This window comes from Pseudomonas veronii (assembly GCF_001439695.1).
Taxonomy (GTDB): domain Bacteria; phylum Pseudomonadota; class Gammaproteobacteria; order Pseudomonadales; family Pseudomonadaceae; genus Aquipseudomonas; species Aquipseudomonas veronii.
This window is the reverse complement of the sequence record NZ_JYLL01000004.1, coordinates 45031-60877: the sequence shown is the minus strand read 5'-3', so window position 1 is coordinate 60877 and position 15847 is coordinate 45031. Positions and strand designations below refer to the sequence as shown.

Here is a 15847-nt window from a genome sequence, read left to right as displayed (position 1 = left end):
GATTGGCGCTAACCGACGCGGGCAGAGGCTGCGGGGCCGACTATTTATTCTACCCCTTGAAGGAGTACTGGACGTTTACGATAGTCGTTCGACCGCCAACACTGAACTCACAACTCACTACCCCGAATAACTGTTTAAGGGGGATGCTCCTGGTGAGCGACACCTCGCCTTTGTCAGCTGTATAGCTGTTACCGGTTTGATGGTCGACGTAAATAACATCTTTAACACTCTCCCCGCCCACGTGGTATGTACCCGTCGAAATGGTGGGCGGTGTGAGTTGCACTTGAACCGCTTCGAATTTATCCGGGTTCTCGTCAACGGTTCGGGCACCGAAAAATCTCAGCGCACCGTCTTGCTCATCCATAGACACACGGTCCGCTTGAAAGGTGTGACCCGTTCCGTCGATGTTAATGATTCCGTCCATGCGGCCTTCACTCTCTGGACCGTTCGGGTGCGCGGATTTATTGTGCTTAGACATAGCGACACTCCAACTGAAAGAAAAGATGCCTGGGCATTACACTACGAATCCGCGAATGAAAAACCTGTCGAACATGACAGGTTTAACCCACATCTTTTTTATTGCCAGTTGATCTAGCCGACTCGCCCTCAAAGCGCCCTTTAATGTAAGCCTTCGGCGTCAGGCCGGTGTGCTGGCGAAAAGCGCTATAAAACGCCGATAACGAATTGAACCCCGCCGCATAGGCCAAGTCGTCCACGCGTATGGGCGGCCTGGCTTTATCCAGCGCAGCCAGCAAATGCACGAGCCGAGCCTGATTGACATAGCGATAGAAGGTTTGCCCGAGGACTTGATTGAGCAAGTAGGAAATCTGATTGCGACTGTAACCGCACTCCTTGGCAACCCGTTGCAGGTCCAACTCCGGGTCCAGGTAGGGTTGTTGCTGCTGGAAGTAGTGCTGCAGGTCGTTGGCCATATGCCCTAGTTGCTGGGGCGACAGGCCCAGGCGGCTGACGCTCGGGCGCGTGGTTTGGGGGCTGTGCTCATGCACCAGTGACGCATATTCGTTGACCCGCCAGATCAGCCCGTCGCGCACGGTGATGGCCTCACTGGTACGGAACGACACCAGGCCCTGCCCGCCGCGCAGGGTGATGCGGTACTGGATGAACGCGGTGTCGCCATCGGCGCGAATGCGGTCCATGTGCTCGATGGCCTCGTCGGGCCCGCGCGGCATGCTGGCTTGCAGGTACTCGCGCAGTTCGGCGTAGCCGACGACGCGGTTCTGGAAGAAGTCGTGGTACTGGATGTGCGGATGGTAGTAAGACATCACGCCATCCAGGTCGCGATGACGCCAGCACAGGTGGTGGCGCGTCACTAGCTCGCGCGTGGCGTGGGTGTGCTGGCAATCATCGTCCGCGGCGGTGTGGGGCATGCATGGCTCTACGACGGGTAAAAGGTGGAGGTTGCCGAATTTCAGCGCTGCCATCAATGGCCGACGGCAACTTCTGACTAATGGCCTTTTGCCCAGCCTTTAGCAAGACATGACACACGTCAAGCTATAGGAAAAGAACCGCCGAACGGGGAGAAAAAACTGCCCTTGCATTTATGAACGAATGCTATTTTTACACTCTCACTCGCTGTGACCAGTGACGGTCATGGCCCCCTGCCGCGAGCTAAAGGAAGCGCTCAATGAACAAGGTGGGCAACATGAACAAAGTGACATTCCCCAACGCCTGCCAGCTGATGCGCTGGCATTTCCATCCCATGGGCTTCGAAGGGAGCATGGACGCTCCCGGCAGTATGGTCGCGCGTCTGTTCGACCGCGCCAGCGGCGAGACGCTGATCGCCATCGCTGGCATCCCCTGCGCCACCGTGATGAATGCTACCGATGTAGAGCGCATCATCGAAGCGGTGGAAGCGGAGCTGGAGTGTTTTGTGCCGCCACATTTGTTAAGGGCTTGAACACGACCAGCGGTGCGCCAGTCGAGCGGTCTATCGACTGATGCACCGCTATTGCGGGCAAGCCCCTACATAGGGCCTGTGCCAGACAGTGCTTAGCGCTGATCGTCAAAGAACGCTTTCCTGGCGTCGACCCGCTCCGAGGCCTTCGGCACATTCACGGCCTGGCCCTCGGGTTTTTCCACATACCAGTAGCAATGGCTGACCGCGCGGGTAATGCCGACATACGCCAGGCGCAGCACTTCGTCTTTTTGCGCGTTGTCGTAGGGTTCGGTGTCGCCGGCCTTGCCCAGGCCCGCCATGCGGTACACCTGGTTCTTGTACGGCGAACGGGTGACATGCTGGCAATCCCCAAGCAGGAACACCGCATCCGCCTGCAGGCCTTTGGCGCTGTGATAGGTCAATTGCTTGAGCCTGCGCGCCGCGGGCGGCAAGCTAGAATCCACATTAACTACAGATTGAATATGCTCATTAATCAATAACTTATCGCTACTTTTTCGATACAGCATTAACACCGAATCGCCCTTCTGATAGTGCTCCTGCAGGCGCCGGCCCAAGGCCGCATCGTCGCGTTCCAGTACCGTAACGGGCACCAACGCCTTGGGTATGCCGCTGGCTTTGGCCTTCTTGCCGGGGATCGCCGGCGCGGCGCGCACAATGTGTTCGGCGGCATCGATGATGTGCTGATGGCTGCGATAGTTCTCGCCGAGCATGACGCGGGTGGTACTCGGTGCCGGGAATTCCTGGTTGAACTGCATGAAGTACTTCGGCGAACTGCCGCGCCAGCCATAGATCGACTGCCAGTCATCCCCTACGCACAGCAGTGACGAATGCTGGGCGCCACGTCCTACATGCATGGCTGGCCCACGGCTGCGGATTTCACGCAGGCTGGCGCGCAGCCAGGAGACGATCTGCGGCGAGACGTCCTGGAACTCGTCGATCATCAGGTGTGACAGCGGCCGCAACAGAGGGTCGCTGAGCAGCTTGAGGTTTTCCGGGGTGTTTTCGCCAAACAGCGAGAACATGCGGTTGTAGGTCATGATCGGCGGCGACTGGTCGAGCAGATGGTCTTCCAGGGCTTTCCAGAAAATGCTCAAGGCCTCGAAGAAGGCGCGGTCCGGATCGTCTTTGGCGAAACTCATCTGGCCCACGGCACTGGGCACGTCCAGACCGAGGTTCTCGATGAAACCTGCGGCCATGACAAAACAGTCCAGCAACGGCGCCGACGCCAGCTCGCCTTTGACCTTGTAATCGAACCCCGGCCCCGCACTGGCATCACCGGCCAGGCTGCTTAAAAGACGCTTGGATGACTCATAACTATCCAGCCATATCAAAGGCTTACGGCAGAATGCTTGAAACAGGGTGCGCTTGACCGCCCATTCCGCACGCACCGACAGCTTGGCATTGGGGCGGCTGAGCTGGGCGTTTTCCCGCGAATCGAAGCCCAGCACGACCCAGGCATCCAGCTCGGGAATATAGCCATGGCAATGGAATTGCGCGCCATTGATCTCCACGGTCTGGCGACTCGGCTCGATCCCTTTGATCGGCCAGGCGCCCGCGCGAAACCACAGGTCTTCAATCACGTCACACAGCTCTTCATCGCGCTTGGCGGCCAGTTCTGTCACGGCCATGCGCTTCTGCACGTCCGGGTGATCACGCTCCAGCTCCTTGAGCTGCAAACCATGGCGCGCCAGCGGTGCAATCAGTTCGCGAAAGCGCGTGTGCTGGCCGTACAGCCGGTGGTAGCAGGCGTTCATCTGCTGGCGTTGCGCCTCGTTGAGGCGCAGGTCGAACGGGTTGCTGTCTGCGTCCTCGAAGCCCGCACTGAGGTTCTCGAACGCCTGCAGCCGCTCGAAGCCCGGCAGGCTGCGCACCATCGGCAGGATGCGCGAGTGAAAGGTCCGCACCACGGCCTGGGCTTCTTTGATATCAAGAGGTTGCCCCCATAAGCTGAGCACTTCCATGAGCTTGTTGATGAAGTCCTTGCGCGACTCACGGGTGAACGTCACCACGGTCATCGAGCTCAGCTCGAAACCCAGGTAATGGGTGAGCAGCAGGATACGCAACACCAGCGAGGTGGATTTGCCCGCACCGGCACCGGCGATCACCGAGGTGGACGGCGTGTCGCTGAAGATCATCTTCCATTGCGCGGCGCTGGGCTGCGCGTGAGCCGGCAGCAAGCGTGCCACATCGGCCTTGATGCGTTTTTTCAGATCGGCCGTGAGGGGCAGCCGCCAATCATCGAACAGGTTGTCATCCACCCCCGGCGCACGGTGTTCTTCCGGGCGGAAGTCGCGAATCAGCAGGACCTGCCGGCCTTCTTCGATGCCGTCGGCCTTGCCCTCGCGATAGCCGTACTCCACACCCGCCTCGTGCCCACTGCGAAAACCGTCGGCCTGCCCATGCAGCCAGGAAAACCGGTGTTGTGCGCGCAAGCGGGTCAAGCCATGCCCGAACAAGCGGGCGGCGAGCCGTTTCAACCATGGCATTTCGGCCAGGGGGCGCAATTCAGGGGGCAGATCAGGCTGTTGCTGCGGCACGCGGACTCCTGCGATGTGCTGGGTGTTGACGAGTGCGCCATGGTCGCCGGAATCGCCGCGCAGTTCCAGCCAATTGCTTTGCCGTCATGCAGTTAGGCGATGAAGTGAAAGTCAAAACATCCGAAACCAATCCAATTGATCGATAGGAATAAGGCATTTTTTACGCTTTTTATCGATCATGCACTGTTGGATGATGACCCCATCAACTGGAGACGATCATGCTCGAATTACGACCTTTCACCGCCCTGGGCGGCGCCCATCATGGCTGGCTTGACGCCCATCATCACTTTTCATTCGCTGAGTACCACGATCCCCAGCGCATGCACTGGGGCAACCTGCGGGTCTGGAACGACGACATCATCGCGCCCGGCACCGGGTTTCCCCAGCACCCGCATCGCGACATGGAAATCATCACCTATGTGCGCGAAGGTGCCATCAGCCATGCCGACAACCTCGGCAACAAGGGCCGCACCGAGGCGGGTGACGTGCAGGTCATGAGCGCCGGCACCGGGATTGCCCACAGCGAATACAACCTGGAAGCCACCCCCACCAAGATTTTCCAGATATGGATCATCCCCAACGAAGCCGGCCTGCCGCCGTCATGGGGCGCCAAGCCGTTTCCGAAAGGTGACCGCGAAGGGTTTGTGACCCTGGCCAGCGGCAAGGCCGGTGACAGCGAGAGCCTGCGCATTCGTGCGGATGCGCGCCTGGTGGCGGCCAACCTGAAAGCCGGGGAAACTGCCGAATACCGCCTGGACAGCGGGCGTCGCGCCTACCTGGTGCCGGCGACGGGGGTGATTGAGGTCAATGGCTTGCGCGCGCACGCGCGAGACGGTGTCGCGGTGGAAGATGAACAGCTGTTGCGCGTGACCGCGATAGAAGACAGCGAGATCGTGCTGGTCGACCTGGCCTGATCTCGAGGCGAAATGTAGGCGCGGGCTGACCCGCGCCTATATTGACTGAGGCGTGTCAGCCAGCGCTGATTGCACCGTCAACCAGTACCTGCGCCTCTTGCACCAGTTGCTTGAGGTGATCTTCACCGATGAAGCTCTCGGCGTAGATCTTGTAGATGTCCTCGGTGCCCGATGGCCGTGCGGCGAACCAGCCGTTTTCGGTCATGACTTTCAAACCGCCGATCGCCTGGTTGTTGCCCGGCGCATGGCTGAGGATCTGCTGGATGCGCTCCCCGGCCAATTCGGTGGACGTCACCTGCTCCGGCGACAGTTTGCCCAGCAACGCCTTCTGCGCCGGGGTGGCCTTGGCGTCGACGCGAATCGCGAACGGTTCGCCCAGAGCGTCGGTCAGGCCACGGTAGATCTGGCTGGGGTCCTGGCCTTTGCGCGAGGTCATTTCTGCCGCGAGCAGCGCCGGGATCAAACCGTCCTTGTCGGTGCTCCACACGGTGCCGTCCTTGCGCAGGAACGAAGCGCCGGCGCTTTCCTCACCGCCAAAACCCAGCGAACCGTCGAACAGACCGTCGGCAAACCACTTGAAGCCGACCGGCACTTCGTACAGGCGCCGTCCGATGCGCGCCGCGACGCGATCGATCAAGCCGCTGCTGACCACGGTCTTGCCCACGGCCGCATCGGCGCGCCAGCCGGGACGGTTCTGGAACAGGTAGTCGATGGACACGGCCAGGTAATTGTTCGGCGCCAACAGGCCGCCGGACGGGGTGACAATGCCGTGGCGATCGTGGTCCGGGTCGCAGGCGAAGGCCACGTCGAAACGCTCCTTGAGTCCGATCAAGCCCTGCATGGCGTAGCTGGACGACGGGTCCATGCGGATCTGGCCATCCCAGTCGACGCTCATGAAGCGGAAGGTCGGATCGACTTCGGTGTTGACCACGTCCAGGTTCAAGCGGTAGTGCTCGGCAATCGCCGACCAGTAGCGCACCCCGGCGCCGCCCAGCGGATCGACGCCCAAACGCAGGTCGGCGCTGCGAATGGCGTCCATGTCGATCACATTGATCAGGTCGGCCACGTAGCTGTTGAGGTAGTCATGGCGATGGGTGGTGTCGGCTTTGAGCGCTTGGGCGTGGGTGATGCGTTTGACCCCGGCCAGCCGATTGGCCAGCAGCTCGTTGGCCTTGGCCTCGATCCATTTGGTGACGTGGGTATCGGCCGGACCGCCGTTGGGCGGGTTGTACTTGTAGCCGCCGCTTTGCGGCGGGTTGTGGGACGGCGTGATGACAATGCCGTCGGCCAGGCCGCTGGTGCGACCGCGGTTATAGCAGATGATGGCGTGGGAAATGGCTGGGGTCGGCGTGTATTCATCGCCCTCGGCGAGCATCACATGCACACCGTTGGCCGCCAGGACTTCCAGCGCGCTGGCCCCCGCAGGCGTCGACAATGCATGGGTGTCGAGGCCGACGAACAACGGCCCGTCGATACCTTGGGCTTCGCGGTACAGGCAGATGGCCTGGCTGATGGCGAGCACATGCCATTCGTTGAAGCTCAGTTCGAACGAGCTGCCCCGGTGCCCGGAAGTCCCGAACGCGACGCGCTGGGTGGAGATCGCTGCATCAGGCTGACCGGTGTAATAGGCCGTAACCAGTCGCGGGATATCTACCAGCAACTGGGCTGGCGCCGGTTTGCCCGCAAAAGGACTGATTGTCATGCATAAACCTCGGAAAGAAGGATTCGGAAAAAATGACAGTTTACTGAGAGTTGGACTGCCGCGCGATGTTATAGATCCCACGCCAGCAAGAGATTTTTCACACGTTAGGCGCTCTGCGCCTGCAACAAGGCCTGCGCCAGCGCATCCAATGCCGCGTCCAGGTTCGGGTGCCCGTTGAACGCATGGCTCAGCCGTAGTTGCTGATGATGCAAGCCACTGAGGCTGAACAATTCCCCCGGGGCAATCACCACCTGTTGCGCCAGCAGGCGCTGGAACACCTGGCGCATGTCCACCGGCGCCGACGCGTGCAGCCAGAAACTCGCCCCGGCCAGCGGCATGCGGTAAGTCACCCGCCCTGCCAGGCGCTGATCCAGGCGCTGGCTCATGGCGTCGGCCTGTTCACGCAGGCGCTGGCGCAACGTCTGCAGGTGCTGGTCCAGCCGCCCGCTTTGATACAGGTGGGCAATTGCGCGTTGGCGGATCGACGACAGGCGAAACGAACGCAGCAGGAACTGGCGCTGCAGCTCACTGCTCAGGTGGCGTGACAGTACATAGCCGAACGGTGCTTCCGGGCCGAGTACTTTTTCGAACGACGAAAATACAATCAGCCGTTCGGGGTTGACCTGATTGCGCAGCGCCGTGTGGTTCTGCGCAAAACCCAACTCGCCAAAGGTGTCATTCTCCAGCAGCCAGCAGCCATATTCTTCGAGCAACTGAGCCACCCGCAAGCGCTCATAGTTGAGCATGACGTTGCCCGACGGCATGCCCACCACCGACGACAGCAGCACCAAGTGGACGGGCTCATGGCGCAACAGGTGTTCGAGCCGCGCCAGGTCCAGGCGACCGTCGACCTGCCAGGGCAACTCAATGACGCGCACGCCGGCAGCCTGCAGCAGGCGCAGTATTAACCAGTCGCAGGGGGACTCGACCAATACCGCGGCGCCCTTGAGACCCAGTACATCAATGAGTATTTCCAATACACCGCGCAGATCGGCACCGATGTAGACGTCATCGGCCTGCCAGCAGCGGGTCGGCGATGAGGTGTAACGCGCCGCCAACGCGGCGCGCAGCTCCCAGACGCCGCAAGGCTGCGACCAGGGTTGCAGCTGGCGTGGGTGGCGGCGCACCAGTTGGCGTTCGAGCATCAGCAATGCGCCGTCCAGCGCTCCCAGCAGCGCCGGTTCATCGCCGCTGAGTACCACCATTCCGGGCCGCCGCGCCGCCGCATACAGGCGCTCCAATAGATCGGCGCCCGCCGCCATCAGCGGATTGGCTGCCACGGGCCAGGCGAAATAACCCGATTTGGCCACCGAATACACCCGCCCTTCCTTTTCCAGCAGGGAGTACGCGTATTGAATCGTCGAGATCGACACATTCAGGCGCGTCGCCAACTGCCGCAAAGAAGGCAGTTTGACGGGCATGTCCAGGCTGACTTCGTTGATCAGGTTGATCATGTAGCGGTACACCGCCTGGTAGGCGAAATCCGCCTGCCGCTCACCTCGCAGGTTCATGACTGTCTACCTGGACGCACACACCGACGCACCCGCCTAGCGCCCGAACAACTGAAACGCCCGCGCCTCGGCGTTGGTCTGCAGGCGTGCGGCCCGGCGCTTGCGCGCATCGGCGCCCTGTTCAACCGCCAACGGGCGCTTGCGGTAAAGGTGCTGGAGCAGAGGCAGCGGCAAGCCGCTGGTGTCGATCGCCCATTGCTGCAGCATGTCGGCAGCCGGCTTGCCCTGGAGCACCTTGTGCAACTCGGGGAGTGCCACCAGCATGCCGGGGTGGCATTGACGCAGGTAACCCTCCAGCCGCTCACCATGATGGGTGAAGGGCGAGAACAACAAACAGGTCAACTGGGCCTCCTCCAGGCCAAAGAACTCTTGGGCGTAGGCCGTCGACTGCACACGCCCTTCCCCACCGCAGGCCTCTGCGATCAAATGTTCAGGAATTTGCCGGCGACACAGGTAGTCCATCGCCTGGCGCAGAAAACCCGCCACGCCGTCCTCGTAGGACAGCTCGCGCAGGCACTGGGCCTGCACCCCGCGCAGGTGAGCCATCAGCAGCGGGTTGGGGTAGGCCGGATGACTGAAGTGAAAACCAAACGGATCGGGGACGTAGCCCAGGAAGTCGCTGAGCAGAGGGGTTGAAGCAACGTCGACGTTATTAAGCAGGTCGGCGATACCAATGTAGGCCAAATGGCGGTGCCCACCCCGGCCGGGGCTCTCATGGGCAACGTATTGCTCGCCATAGAGGTCTTGATAACAGCCGTTGCTCCACTCCTCCATGCGCGCGAACAACCCGGTGAGCGAGGCCGGCTTGCCCGGCGCAGTGCTGACGCCGGCCGCTTGGGCCGCCTTTTTCAACCACGCCAGGTACTGGCTCTGCTTGCGCGGCGAATCACCGCTGACCAGCGCATGCACCCCTCCGTTCCAGGTGGTGACACGCTGGTAGAAATCCCCCAGGGACAGGTAAGTATCGTTACACAACGTCGCGCGAATATCCCCGGAGGTCAGGTGCCCCACCATCAGCATATTGCGCTGGCTGACCTCCCGGCCCGCACCTGAGGCCGGGCGCTGGTGGTTGAACGGCTGCACTACCTGGTTTTCCACCATCAGCAGCTCGACCCGCGGGTCGTCGTGGAAAAACAGTGTGCTGTAGCCATGCTGCAGGCTATCCAGCGTGGCCTGGGTCATGCCGGCATGTCGGAGCGTCGCCACACGCAAGTTGAAAGTCCTGGGCGCGCGGCCCGCGATAGTCAGTTGCGCCGCACGCAGCAGTGCCAGGGTATAGCTGCTGACTTCGCCGCCCCCATGGGCAACCAACACTTTGTAATCGCCCACTTGTTCCATGCCGCCGGCAGCCACGACAATTCGCTGAATCAATAATTGAAGTGCAGTACGTTCGGCGCGCGTGAAGTGCCCGACCAAACGTTGCAGAACTTGCTGATAAACATAGTTCATGGCTTGTTCGTGAATTGCGCTCATAGTTCTACTACCTGAGTTGAAATATCAGTTCCAAGTAACTGCCGAGGTTATTTGCTCGACCCATTAGATGCGTAGGAATGTCGTCACACCGCGTGGCGTAACGATAAATAAACCTTAGCACGCCGTAACAATTCGACAGGGAACGCCAATTGTGTGCCCTTCGCGCCGCCTCTCCTTGAGACCCTTGCGCCAGGGCGTCCTGGCTACCCTAGGACCGTTCCGACAATGCCCTACACCGGCTTAAGCAGGAAACTAAGGATGCATCCGACATAAAGAAAAGATCCAGTTCAACCAATCAAACTTCAATAAATTGGAGTTACCTATCCCAACAGCCGCACCCTGTCTCGCAGGCAAGCATCGCGATAATTTAATTTCATATGTATCAGGCCGGAACGTCAGACATTCAATCATTGCTCAATCCTTGAGATGAGAGTGAAGTCACGATTATCGGCACTGGCATAATGATTAACAGATACAGAACGCCGCAAGAAACCAGTTCAGATGGCAATTGGGCAAGCCGTTGATTACGCGCACACACAGATGCCGCGCTGGAATACAGCGCGGCATCGGGGGGAAAGCTCGTGTTTTGCGGGGCCTGGCGCCCTGATGGCGGCTTAAACGCCGCGAGGGTTAAGCCCTGACAAATGGCGCATTTGCCCCATCCGTTCAGACGCCGGAGTATTCATTTGCGAATACTCCTACAGCTCAAACAGCTTCAACCTGCAATGCGACGCGCTCACGGCACGGGCATTCGTCCATGTAGCGGTGCGCTTCGACGAACTGACTGAATGGAAACACAGTGGTTTTCAGCGGGACCAGCACACGGTCGGCGGTCATCTGGTTGATGTCGCGCAACGCGCGCTGCAATGCCACTTGGTCCTGGGCGATGCCCAGCTCCGGTTTGCCGGTGAAGTTGCCGATGCAATGCACAAAGAACTGAATATTCTTCTGGAACGCCGCACAGGCCGGGAATGGCGTCTGGTTGCCACCTTGCAGGCCATACAGCACCAGGCTGCCACGCGGCGCCAACACATCACCGAGTAACGACATCTGCGGGCCGCCCAAGCCATCGAACACCACGTCAACGCCGCGATTATCGGTGAACTTGTTGATTTGCATGAGCAGGTCCTGCTCTTCGGTGACGATGACCTTTTCCGCCCCGAGGGACAGCAGGTACTCGCGCTCCGCGCTGTCCTTGGTCGCGGCAATCACACGCACACCCAAGGCCTTGCCCAGTTGCACAAAGGACGGGCCGGCGCAGTGGCTGGCGTCGGTCACCAAGGCAAACTGGCCGGGTTTGACCCGCGCCAAGTCCACATATGCAAAATATGCAATCAACAGCGGCGTGTAATGCACGCTGGCTTCGATCGGGCTCAAGACATCCGGATAACGGGTCAACGCCGAACGGGGCAGGACGATTTGTTCGCCATATACCGGGTAATCATTGGGGCTCTCGGCGGGAAAACTGGCGACTTTATCGCCCACGGCCAAGTCATCCACGCCGTCGCCCAGGGCTACGACCACCCCGGCCATCTCATGGCCAAGGCCGGACGGCAAACGTGCATGGGAAGACGCCAGGTTCTGGCGCCACAAAATGTCATACCAACTGATGCCAATTGCCTCGACTCGTACCTGCACTTCGCCCGGTGCAGGCTGCGCGGCTGCATGCTCTTCGCACTTGAGCACCTCAGCCGGACCAAACTTGTGAAAACGGATCGTGCGGGACATCGCAAACCTCGTCAAAGTAACCTCTATTGCCCTGAACTCTATCTGGGCTTTCCGGGTAAGACCACCGGTCGCCGTTAATAGTCGACATGTCTGTCATTGATTCCGCGACTGAGGAATAGACCTCAACTATCGTAGGAAAACTCAATTAGCCGGTGCAGAGTACCAGCCTTTCCCCGTAAGATTCATGCCGGTCATGCTCCGAGCATGGAGATCATAGGGATCATGTATGGCCGCTCTCGTCAAGTTTACAGACTCATCCAGGACACAAGATGAACCGTAACGACCTGCGTCGTGTCGACCTTAACCTCTTGATCGTATTCGAAACCTTGATGCATGAGCGCAGTGTGACCCGTGCCGCCGAGAAATTGTTCCTCGGCCAGCCGGCCATCAGCGCGGCACTGTCGCGCCTGCGCGGTCTCTTCGATGACCCTCTGTTTGTGCGTACCGGGCGCAGCATGGAGCCGTCGGCCCGCGCCGTGGAAATTTTCGCCCTGCTGTCCCCGGCCCTGGACTCGATTTCCACCGCCGTCAGCCGCGCCGCCGAATTCGACCCGGCCACCAGCACCGCCGTGTTCCGCATCGGCCTGTCGGACGACGTCGAGTTCGCCCTGCTCCCCCAACTGCTCAAACGCCTGCGCGCCGAAGCCCCCGGCATCGTGCTCGTCGTGCGCCGTGTCAATTACATCCTGATGCCCGGCCTGCTCGCCTCCGGCGAAATCTCCATCGGCGTCAGCTACACCGCCGAGCTACCGGCCAACGCCAAGCGCAAGGTACTGCGCCGCAGCCTACCGAAACTGCTACGCGCCGACAGCGTGCCCGGCGCCCTCAGCCTGGACGACTTCTGCGCCCGCCCTCATGCGCTGGTGTCGTTTGCCGGGGACTTGAGTGGGTTTATTGACGAAGAACTCGAAAAGCTCGACCGCAAACGCCATGTGGTGTTGGCGGTGCCGCAATTCAACGGCCTGGGCACCCTGCTTGCCGGGACCGACATCGTCGCCATCGTACCGGACTACGCCGCCGAGGCCCTGACCGCGGCGGGCGGCTTGCGAGCCGAGGATCCGCCACTGCCGGTGCGCTCGTTCGAGTTGCACATGGCATGGCGGGGCTCGCAGGACAATGATCCGGGTGAGCGTTGGTTGCGATCGCGGATTCAGATGTTTTTTGGGGACCCGGATAGCCTTTGAGATCGACCAGTTCGCATTTCAAGGCAGCCAGCCGCCATCACTCATGCGTGAGTGAGGTACCAGCGCCAGTCCTGCTCCCCGACTTCGGCATTGAATGTACGGAACTCGCGCCACTTGATCGCCAGGAACACCTTCAGGAATTCAGCCCCCAGCGCCTCACGTGCCCACGTTGAACGTTGCAGTGCCTGCAACGCTGTAAGCCAGTCGGTGGGTAGAAAATCGGTCGCCTGTTCATAGCCATTGCCCACAATCGCCGCGCCAGGATCGCTTTGATGAGTGATGCCGTGGTGAATGCCCGCCAGTACTGCGGCGGCAGCGAGATAGGGGTTGGCATCGGCACCGCAAATACGGTGTTCGATGTGCCGACTTATCGCGGGGCCGCCGGGTACGCGGAACGACACAGTACGATTGTTGACGCCCCAACTTTTGGCCAGCGGCGCGTAACTGCCGGTCTGGAAGCGTCGATATGAGTTGGCATGCGGGCAAAATATCGCCAGCGAGTCAAACAAGGTCTCCATCATCCCACCGATGGAGTGCCGCAACAGCGGCGTGCCCTGTGGGTCTTCGCTCGCATACAGGTTGTGACCCTGCTCGTCGGCCAGGCTGACGTGCAAATGCATACCGCTACCGGCCTGATCGCTGAATGGCTTGGCCATGAAGCACGCTTGCAGCCCATGTTGGTTGGCCACGCCTTTGACCAGGCGTTTGTAACGTACACCTTCATCAATGGCTTGGAGTGCGTCGAAACGATGCTCCAGCGTCAACTCGAGCTGGCCCGGAGCGTACTCGGAGATCGCCGTGCGTACCGGCAGCCCTTGCAGCGCGCAAGCTGCGTAGAGGTCATCAAGAAAAGGTTGAAGCTGTTCCAGTTCGTATACGCCATACACCTGTGGCGCATGAGGGCGTACGCCATTGGTCTGCAACGCTGGCTGCGGCCGACCGTTGACGTCGCGTTGTTGGTCCAGCAGGTAAAACTCCAACTCAACGGCCATGACCGGATGGAGTCCATCGGCTTTCAACCGCTCGATGGTGTTCACCAGGACATGGCGCGGGTCGGCCGGTGCGGCGGGAATACCTTGGGTCGGGTGCATGCTCACCTGCACTTGGCCTGTTGGGTTGGTACGCCAGGGTTGCAAGGTCAGGCTTCCCGGCAGGGGGTAAGTCCAGCAATCAGCATCAGCGACGTCCCAGACCAGGCCAGTCTCGTCTACGTCTTCACCCTGCACGGTCAAGGCGAGAATCGAGCTTGGCAGCGGCCGACCATTTTCGTAGATCGCCAGCAGTTCGTCGCGATGCAACAGTTTGCCCCGTGGAACACCATTGGCGTCGATAAGAAACAACTCGATGCTCAGCACTTCAGGGTGGGCGGCCAGATAATCCTGAGCCTCTTTTTTATCAGCAAATTGCATGTCAAACCTCTCAGCGCTCATTCAAGCGACTTGGCAGTATGTGAGAAAAGTGGGGCTTCAGACGTCCAGTCATGAAGGGGTGACGCGAGCGCCAGGTAGGGCAAGCAGCGTGGTCAGCGCGCTATCCAACTCATCGATCAGCCTGTCGATATCCGCCTGACTTGTCTGCGGACAGCACAGGGTCATGTTGTGAAAAGGCGTGATCAGGATGCCGCGGTTGATTAGATAAAGGTGCAGAGCCATTTGAAGGCTGTCATGAAAAGCCGCCTCGGCTTGCGCGCCTGTTCTGGGCGACGTGGCACAGAATTGAAACTCACAACGAGCCCCCAACTCTGTGACAGACCAGTTCAGTTGGTGGCGCTTGAACAACGCTCGAAATCCCTGGGCGAGTCTTGAGGCCAGGGGCAGCATGTGCTGGTACGCAGACGCTGTCATGACCTCTTCAAGACTGACTCGCATGCAATGCATCGCCAGGGCGTTGGCGGACAGCGTCGTTCCCATCCCACTGTGGCCATGCCCGCCACTCTCTTCGCTGACGGCCTTCTGCGCGTCGCGCATGGCCAAGGCGACTTGCTCGCTAATGCCAAACACCGCGCATGGCACGCCACCTGCGATGGGTTTACCCACCACGAAAAAGTCGGGTTTCAAATCCCACTGGCGAGTGCATCCACCGATGCCGGTGGAAATAGTGTGGGTCTCATCAATGACCAACAGGCTGCCATATTTAAGGGTCAACTCTCGGCACTTTTGCATGAACCCCGGATCGGGCAGGACCATGCCTATGTTCGTCATCGCCGGCTCGCACATCAGCGCGCACACATCGCCCTGGGCTAACGCCGCCTCAAGCGCGTCGACGTCGTTGAAGGGGATGGATCGACTGTATTGGGTCAAGTCGTAGGCTTGGCCCACAAGACCTGCACGGTGCACTGTTTTGCCGTCGCGGTAGCGCACCATCACGTCATCCACCGTGCCGTGATAACAGCCGTCGAACACCAGCAAGACATTACGTTTGGTGATCGCGCGCGCCCAGCGCAACACATAACGATTGGCGTCCGTCGCATTGGCGGTCACCTGCCAATAAGGCAGCTTGAATCGCTGAGCCAGCAACTCGCCGCAGACCACCGCGTCTTCGCCAGGCAGCATGGTGGTCAAGCCATTATTTGCCTGCTCGGCGATGGCGCGGGCAATAGGATCCGGTGAATGGCCAAACATCGTGCCGGTGTCGCCCAGGCAGAAGTCAATGTATTCATGATCGTCAACATCGGTGAAGCGTGCGCCTTTGGCACGCTGGACGAAGAGCGGTGAAGGCATTGACCAATCGCTCATCCAGTGCATGGGAACACCATTGAACAGATGAGCCTTGGCACGCTTGGCGAGCGCCATTGACGTTGGGTTGTTTTGTATAAAACGGGCACGTTCGGAGGCGGTAAAAGCAGCAATCGCTGATTCACTAATTCCACTTTTCGACATG

At 60.1% G+C, this 15847-nt stretch carries 12 protein-coding genes; 3 read left to right on the top strand and 9 right to left on the bottom strand.

Annotated elements, in window-relative coordinates; translation table 11 throughout:
• Window positions 1–49: 49 nt before the first annotated feature.
• A complete protein-coding gene (locus TU80_RS06475) occupies window positions 50–478 on the bottom strand; it encodes a hypothetical protein (protein WP_057004053.1) in 429 nt (142 codons plus the stop codon).
• Between the two features lie 82 nt (window positions 479–560).
• Window positions 561–1388, bottom strand: a complete 828-nt coding sequence (locus tag TU80_RS06470) for a helix-turn-helix transcriptional regulator (protein WP_046383340.1) — start codon at window positions 1386–1388, stop codon at window positions 561–563.
• A 257-nt stretch (window positions 1389–1645) separates the two neighbouring features.
• Here TU80_RS06470 and TU80_RS06465 point away from each other — a divergent pair, with 257 nt between their 5' ends.
• Window positions 1646–1918, top strand: a complete 273-nt coding sequence (locus TU80_RS06465; RefSeq protein ID WP_017845703.1) for a DUF1652 domain-containing protein — start codon at window positions 1646–1648, stop codon at window positions 1916–1918.
• Between the two features lie 92 nt (window positions 1919–2010).
• Here the strand turns inward: TU80_RS06465 and TU80_RS06460 are convergent, their stop codons facing one another.
• On the bottom strand, window positions 2011–4455 hold the full coding sequence (locus TU80_RS06460; protein WP_057004052.1) for a UvrD-helicase domain-containing protein: 2445 nt from the start codon (window positions 4453–4455) through the stop codon (window positions 2011–2013).
• A gap of 218 nt (window positions 4456–4673) precedes the next feature.
• Here TU80_RS06460 and TU80_RS06455 point away from each other — a divergent pair, with 218 nt between their 5' ends.
• Window positions 4674–5369: a pirin family protein gene (locus TU80_RS06455; RefSeq protein ID WP_057004051.1), complete on the top strand. Its 696-nt coding sequence runs from the start codon at window positions 4674–4676 to the stop codon at window positions 5367–5369.
• A gap of 55 nt (window positions 5370–5424) precedes the next feature.
• On the opposite strand, the gene pgm is transcribed toward TU80_RS06455, so the two are convergent.
• From pgm to TU80_RS06435, 4 genes are all read right to left on the bottom strand, one after another.
• Window positions 5425–7071, bottom strand: a complete 1647-nt coding sequence (gene pgm / locus TU80_RS06450; protein WP_046484153.1) for a phosphoglucomutase (alpha-D-glucose-1,6-bisphosphate-dependent) — start codon at window positions 7069–7071, stop codon at window positions 5425–5427.
• Window positions 7072–7175: 104 nt separating this feature from the next.
• A complete protein-coding gene (locus TU80_RS06445; RefSeq protein WP_046383337.1) occupies window positions 7176–8582 on the bottom strand; it encodes an aminotransferase-like domain-containing protein in 1407 nt (468 codons plus the stop codon).
• A gap of 36 nt (window positions 8583–8618) precedes the next feature.
• The gene (locus TU80_RS06440; RefSeq protein ID WP_057004050.1) at window positions 8619–10055 is read right to left on the bottom strand and encodes a hypothetical protein; all 1437 of its coding nucleotides are present in this window, start codon (window positions 10053–10055) and stop codon (window positions 8619–8621) included.
• A 705-nt stretch (window positions 10056–10760) separates the two neighbouring features.
• Window positions 10761–11783: a zinc-dependent alcohol dehydrogenase family protein gene (locus tag TU80_RS06435; RefSeq protein ID WP_017845697.1), complete on the bottom strand. Its 1023-nt coding sequence runs from the start codon at window positions 11781–11783 to the stop codon at window positions 10761–10763.
• A gap of 269 nt (window positions 11784–12052) precedes the next feature.
• Here TU80_RS06435 and TU80_RS06430 point away from each other — a divergent pair, with 269 nt between their 5' ends.
• Complete coding sequence (locus TU80_RS06430; protein ID WP_057004049.1) at window positions 12053–12967, top strand: LysR family transcriptional regulator; 915 nt, start codon at window positions 12053–12055, stop codon at window positions 12965–12967.
• A 41-nt stretch (window positions 12968–13008) separates the two neighbouring features.
• Here TU80_RS06430 and TU80_RS06425 read toward each other — a convergent pair whose 3' ends face one another.
• Complete coding sequence (locus TU80_RS06425; protein ID WP_057004048.1) at window positions 13009–14376, bottom strand: glutamine synthetase family protein; 1368 nt, start codon at window positions 14374–14376, stop codon at window positions 13009–13011.
• Window positions 14377–14445: 69 nt separating this feature from the next.
• Complete coding sequence (locus TU80_RS06420) at window positions 14446–15846, bottom strand: aspartate aminotransferase family protein (protein WP_057004047.1); 1401 nt, start codon at window positions 15844–15846, stop codon at window positions 14446–14448.
• Window position 15847 lies beyond the last annotated feature (1 nt).

Coding starts and splice junctions, on each gene's coding strand:
- TU80_RS06475 (WP_057004053.1), bottom strand. CDS start 478: ATGTCTAAGCACAATAAATCCGCGCACCCGAACGGTCCAGAGAGTGAA.
- TU80_RS06470 (WP_046383340.1), bottom strand. CDS start 1,388: ATGCCCCACACCGCCGCGGACGATGATTGCCAGCACACCCACGCCACG.
- TU80_RS06465 (WP_017845703.1), top strand. CDS start 1,646: ATGAACAAGGTGGGCAACATGAACAAAGTGACATTCCCCAACGCCTGC.
- TU80_RS06455 (WP_057004051.1), top strand. CDS start 4,674: ATGCTCGAATTACGACCTTTCACCGCCCTGGGCGGCGCCCATCATGGC.
- pgm (WP_046484153.1), bottom strand. CDS start 7,071: ATGACAATCAGTCCTTTTGCGGGCAAACCGGCGCCAGCCCAGTTGCTG.
- TU80_RS06445 (WP_046383337.1), bottom strand. CDS start 8,582: ATGAACCTGCGAGGTGAGCGGCAGGCGGATTTCGCCTACCAGGCGGTG.
- TU80_RS06440 (WP_057004050.1), bottom strand. CDS start 10,055: ATGAGCGCAATTCACGAACAAGCCATGAACTATGTTTATCAGCAAGTT.
- TU80_RS06435 (WP_017845697.1), bottom strand. CDS start 11,783: ATGTCCCGCACGATCCGTTTTCACAAGTTTGGTCCGGCTGAGGTGCTC.
- TU80_RS06430 (WP_057004049.1), top strand. CDS start 12,053: ATGAACCGTAACGACCTGCGTCGTGTCGACCTTAACCTCTTGATCGTA.
- TU80_RS06425 (WP_057004048.1), bottom strand. CDS start 14,376: ATGCAATTTGCTGATAAAAAAGAGGCTCAGGATTATCTGGCCGCCCAC.
- TU80_RS06420 (WP_057004047.1), bottom strand. CDS start 15,846: ATGTCGAAAAGTGGAATTAGTGAATCAGCGATTGCTGCTTTTACCGCC.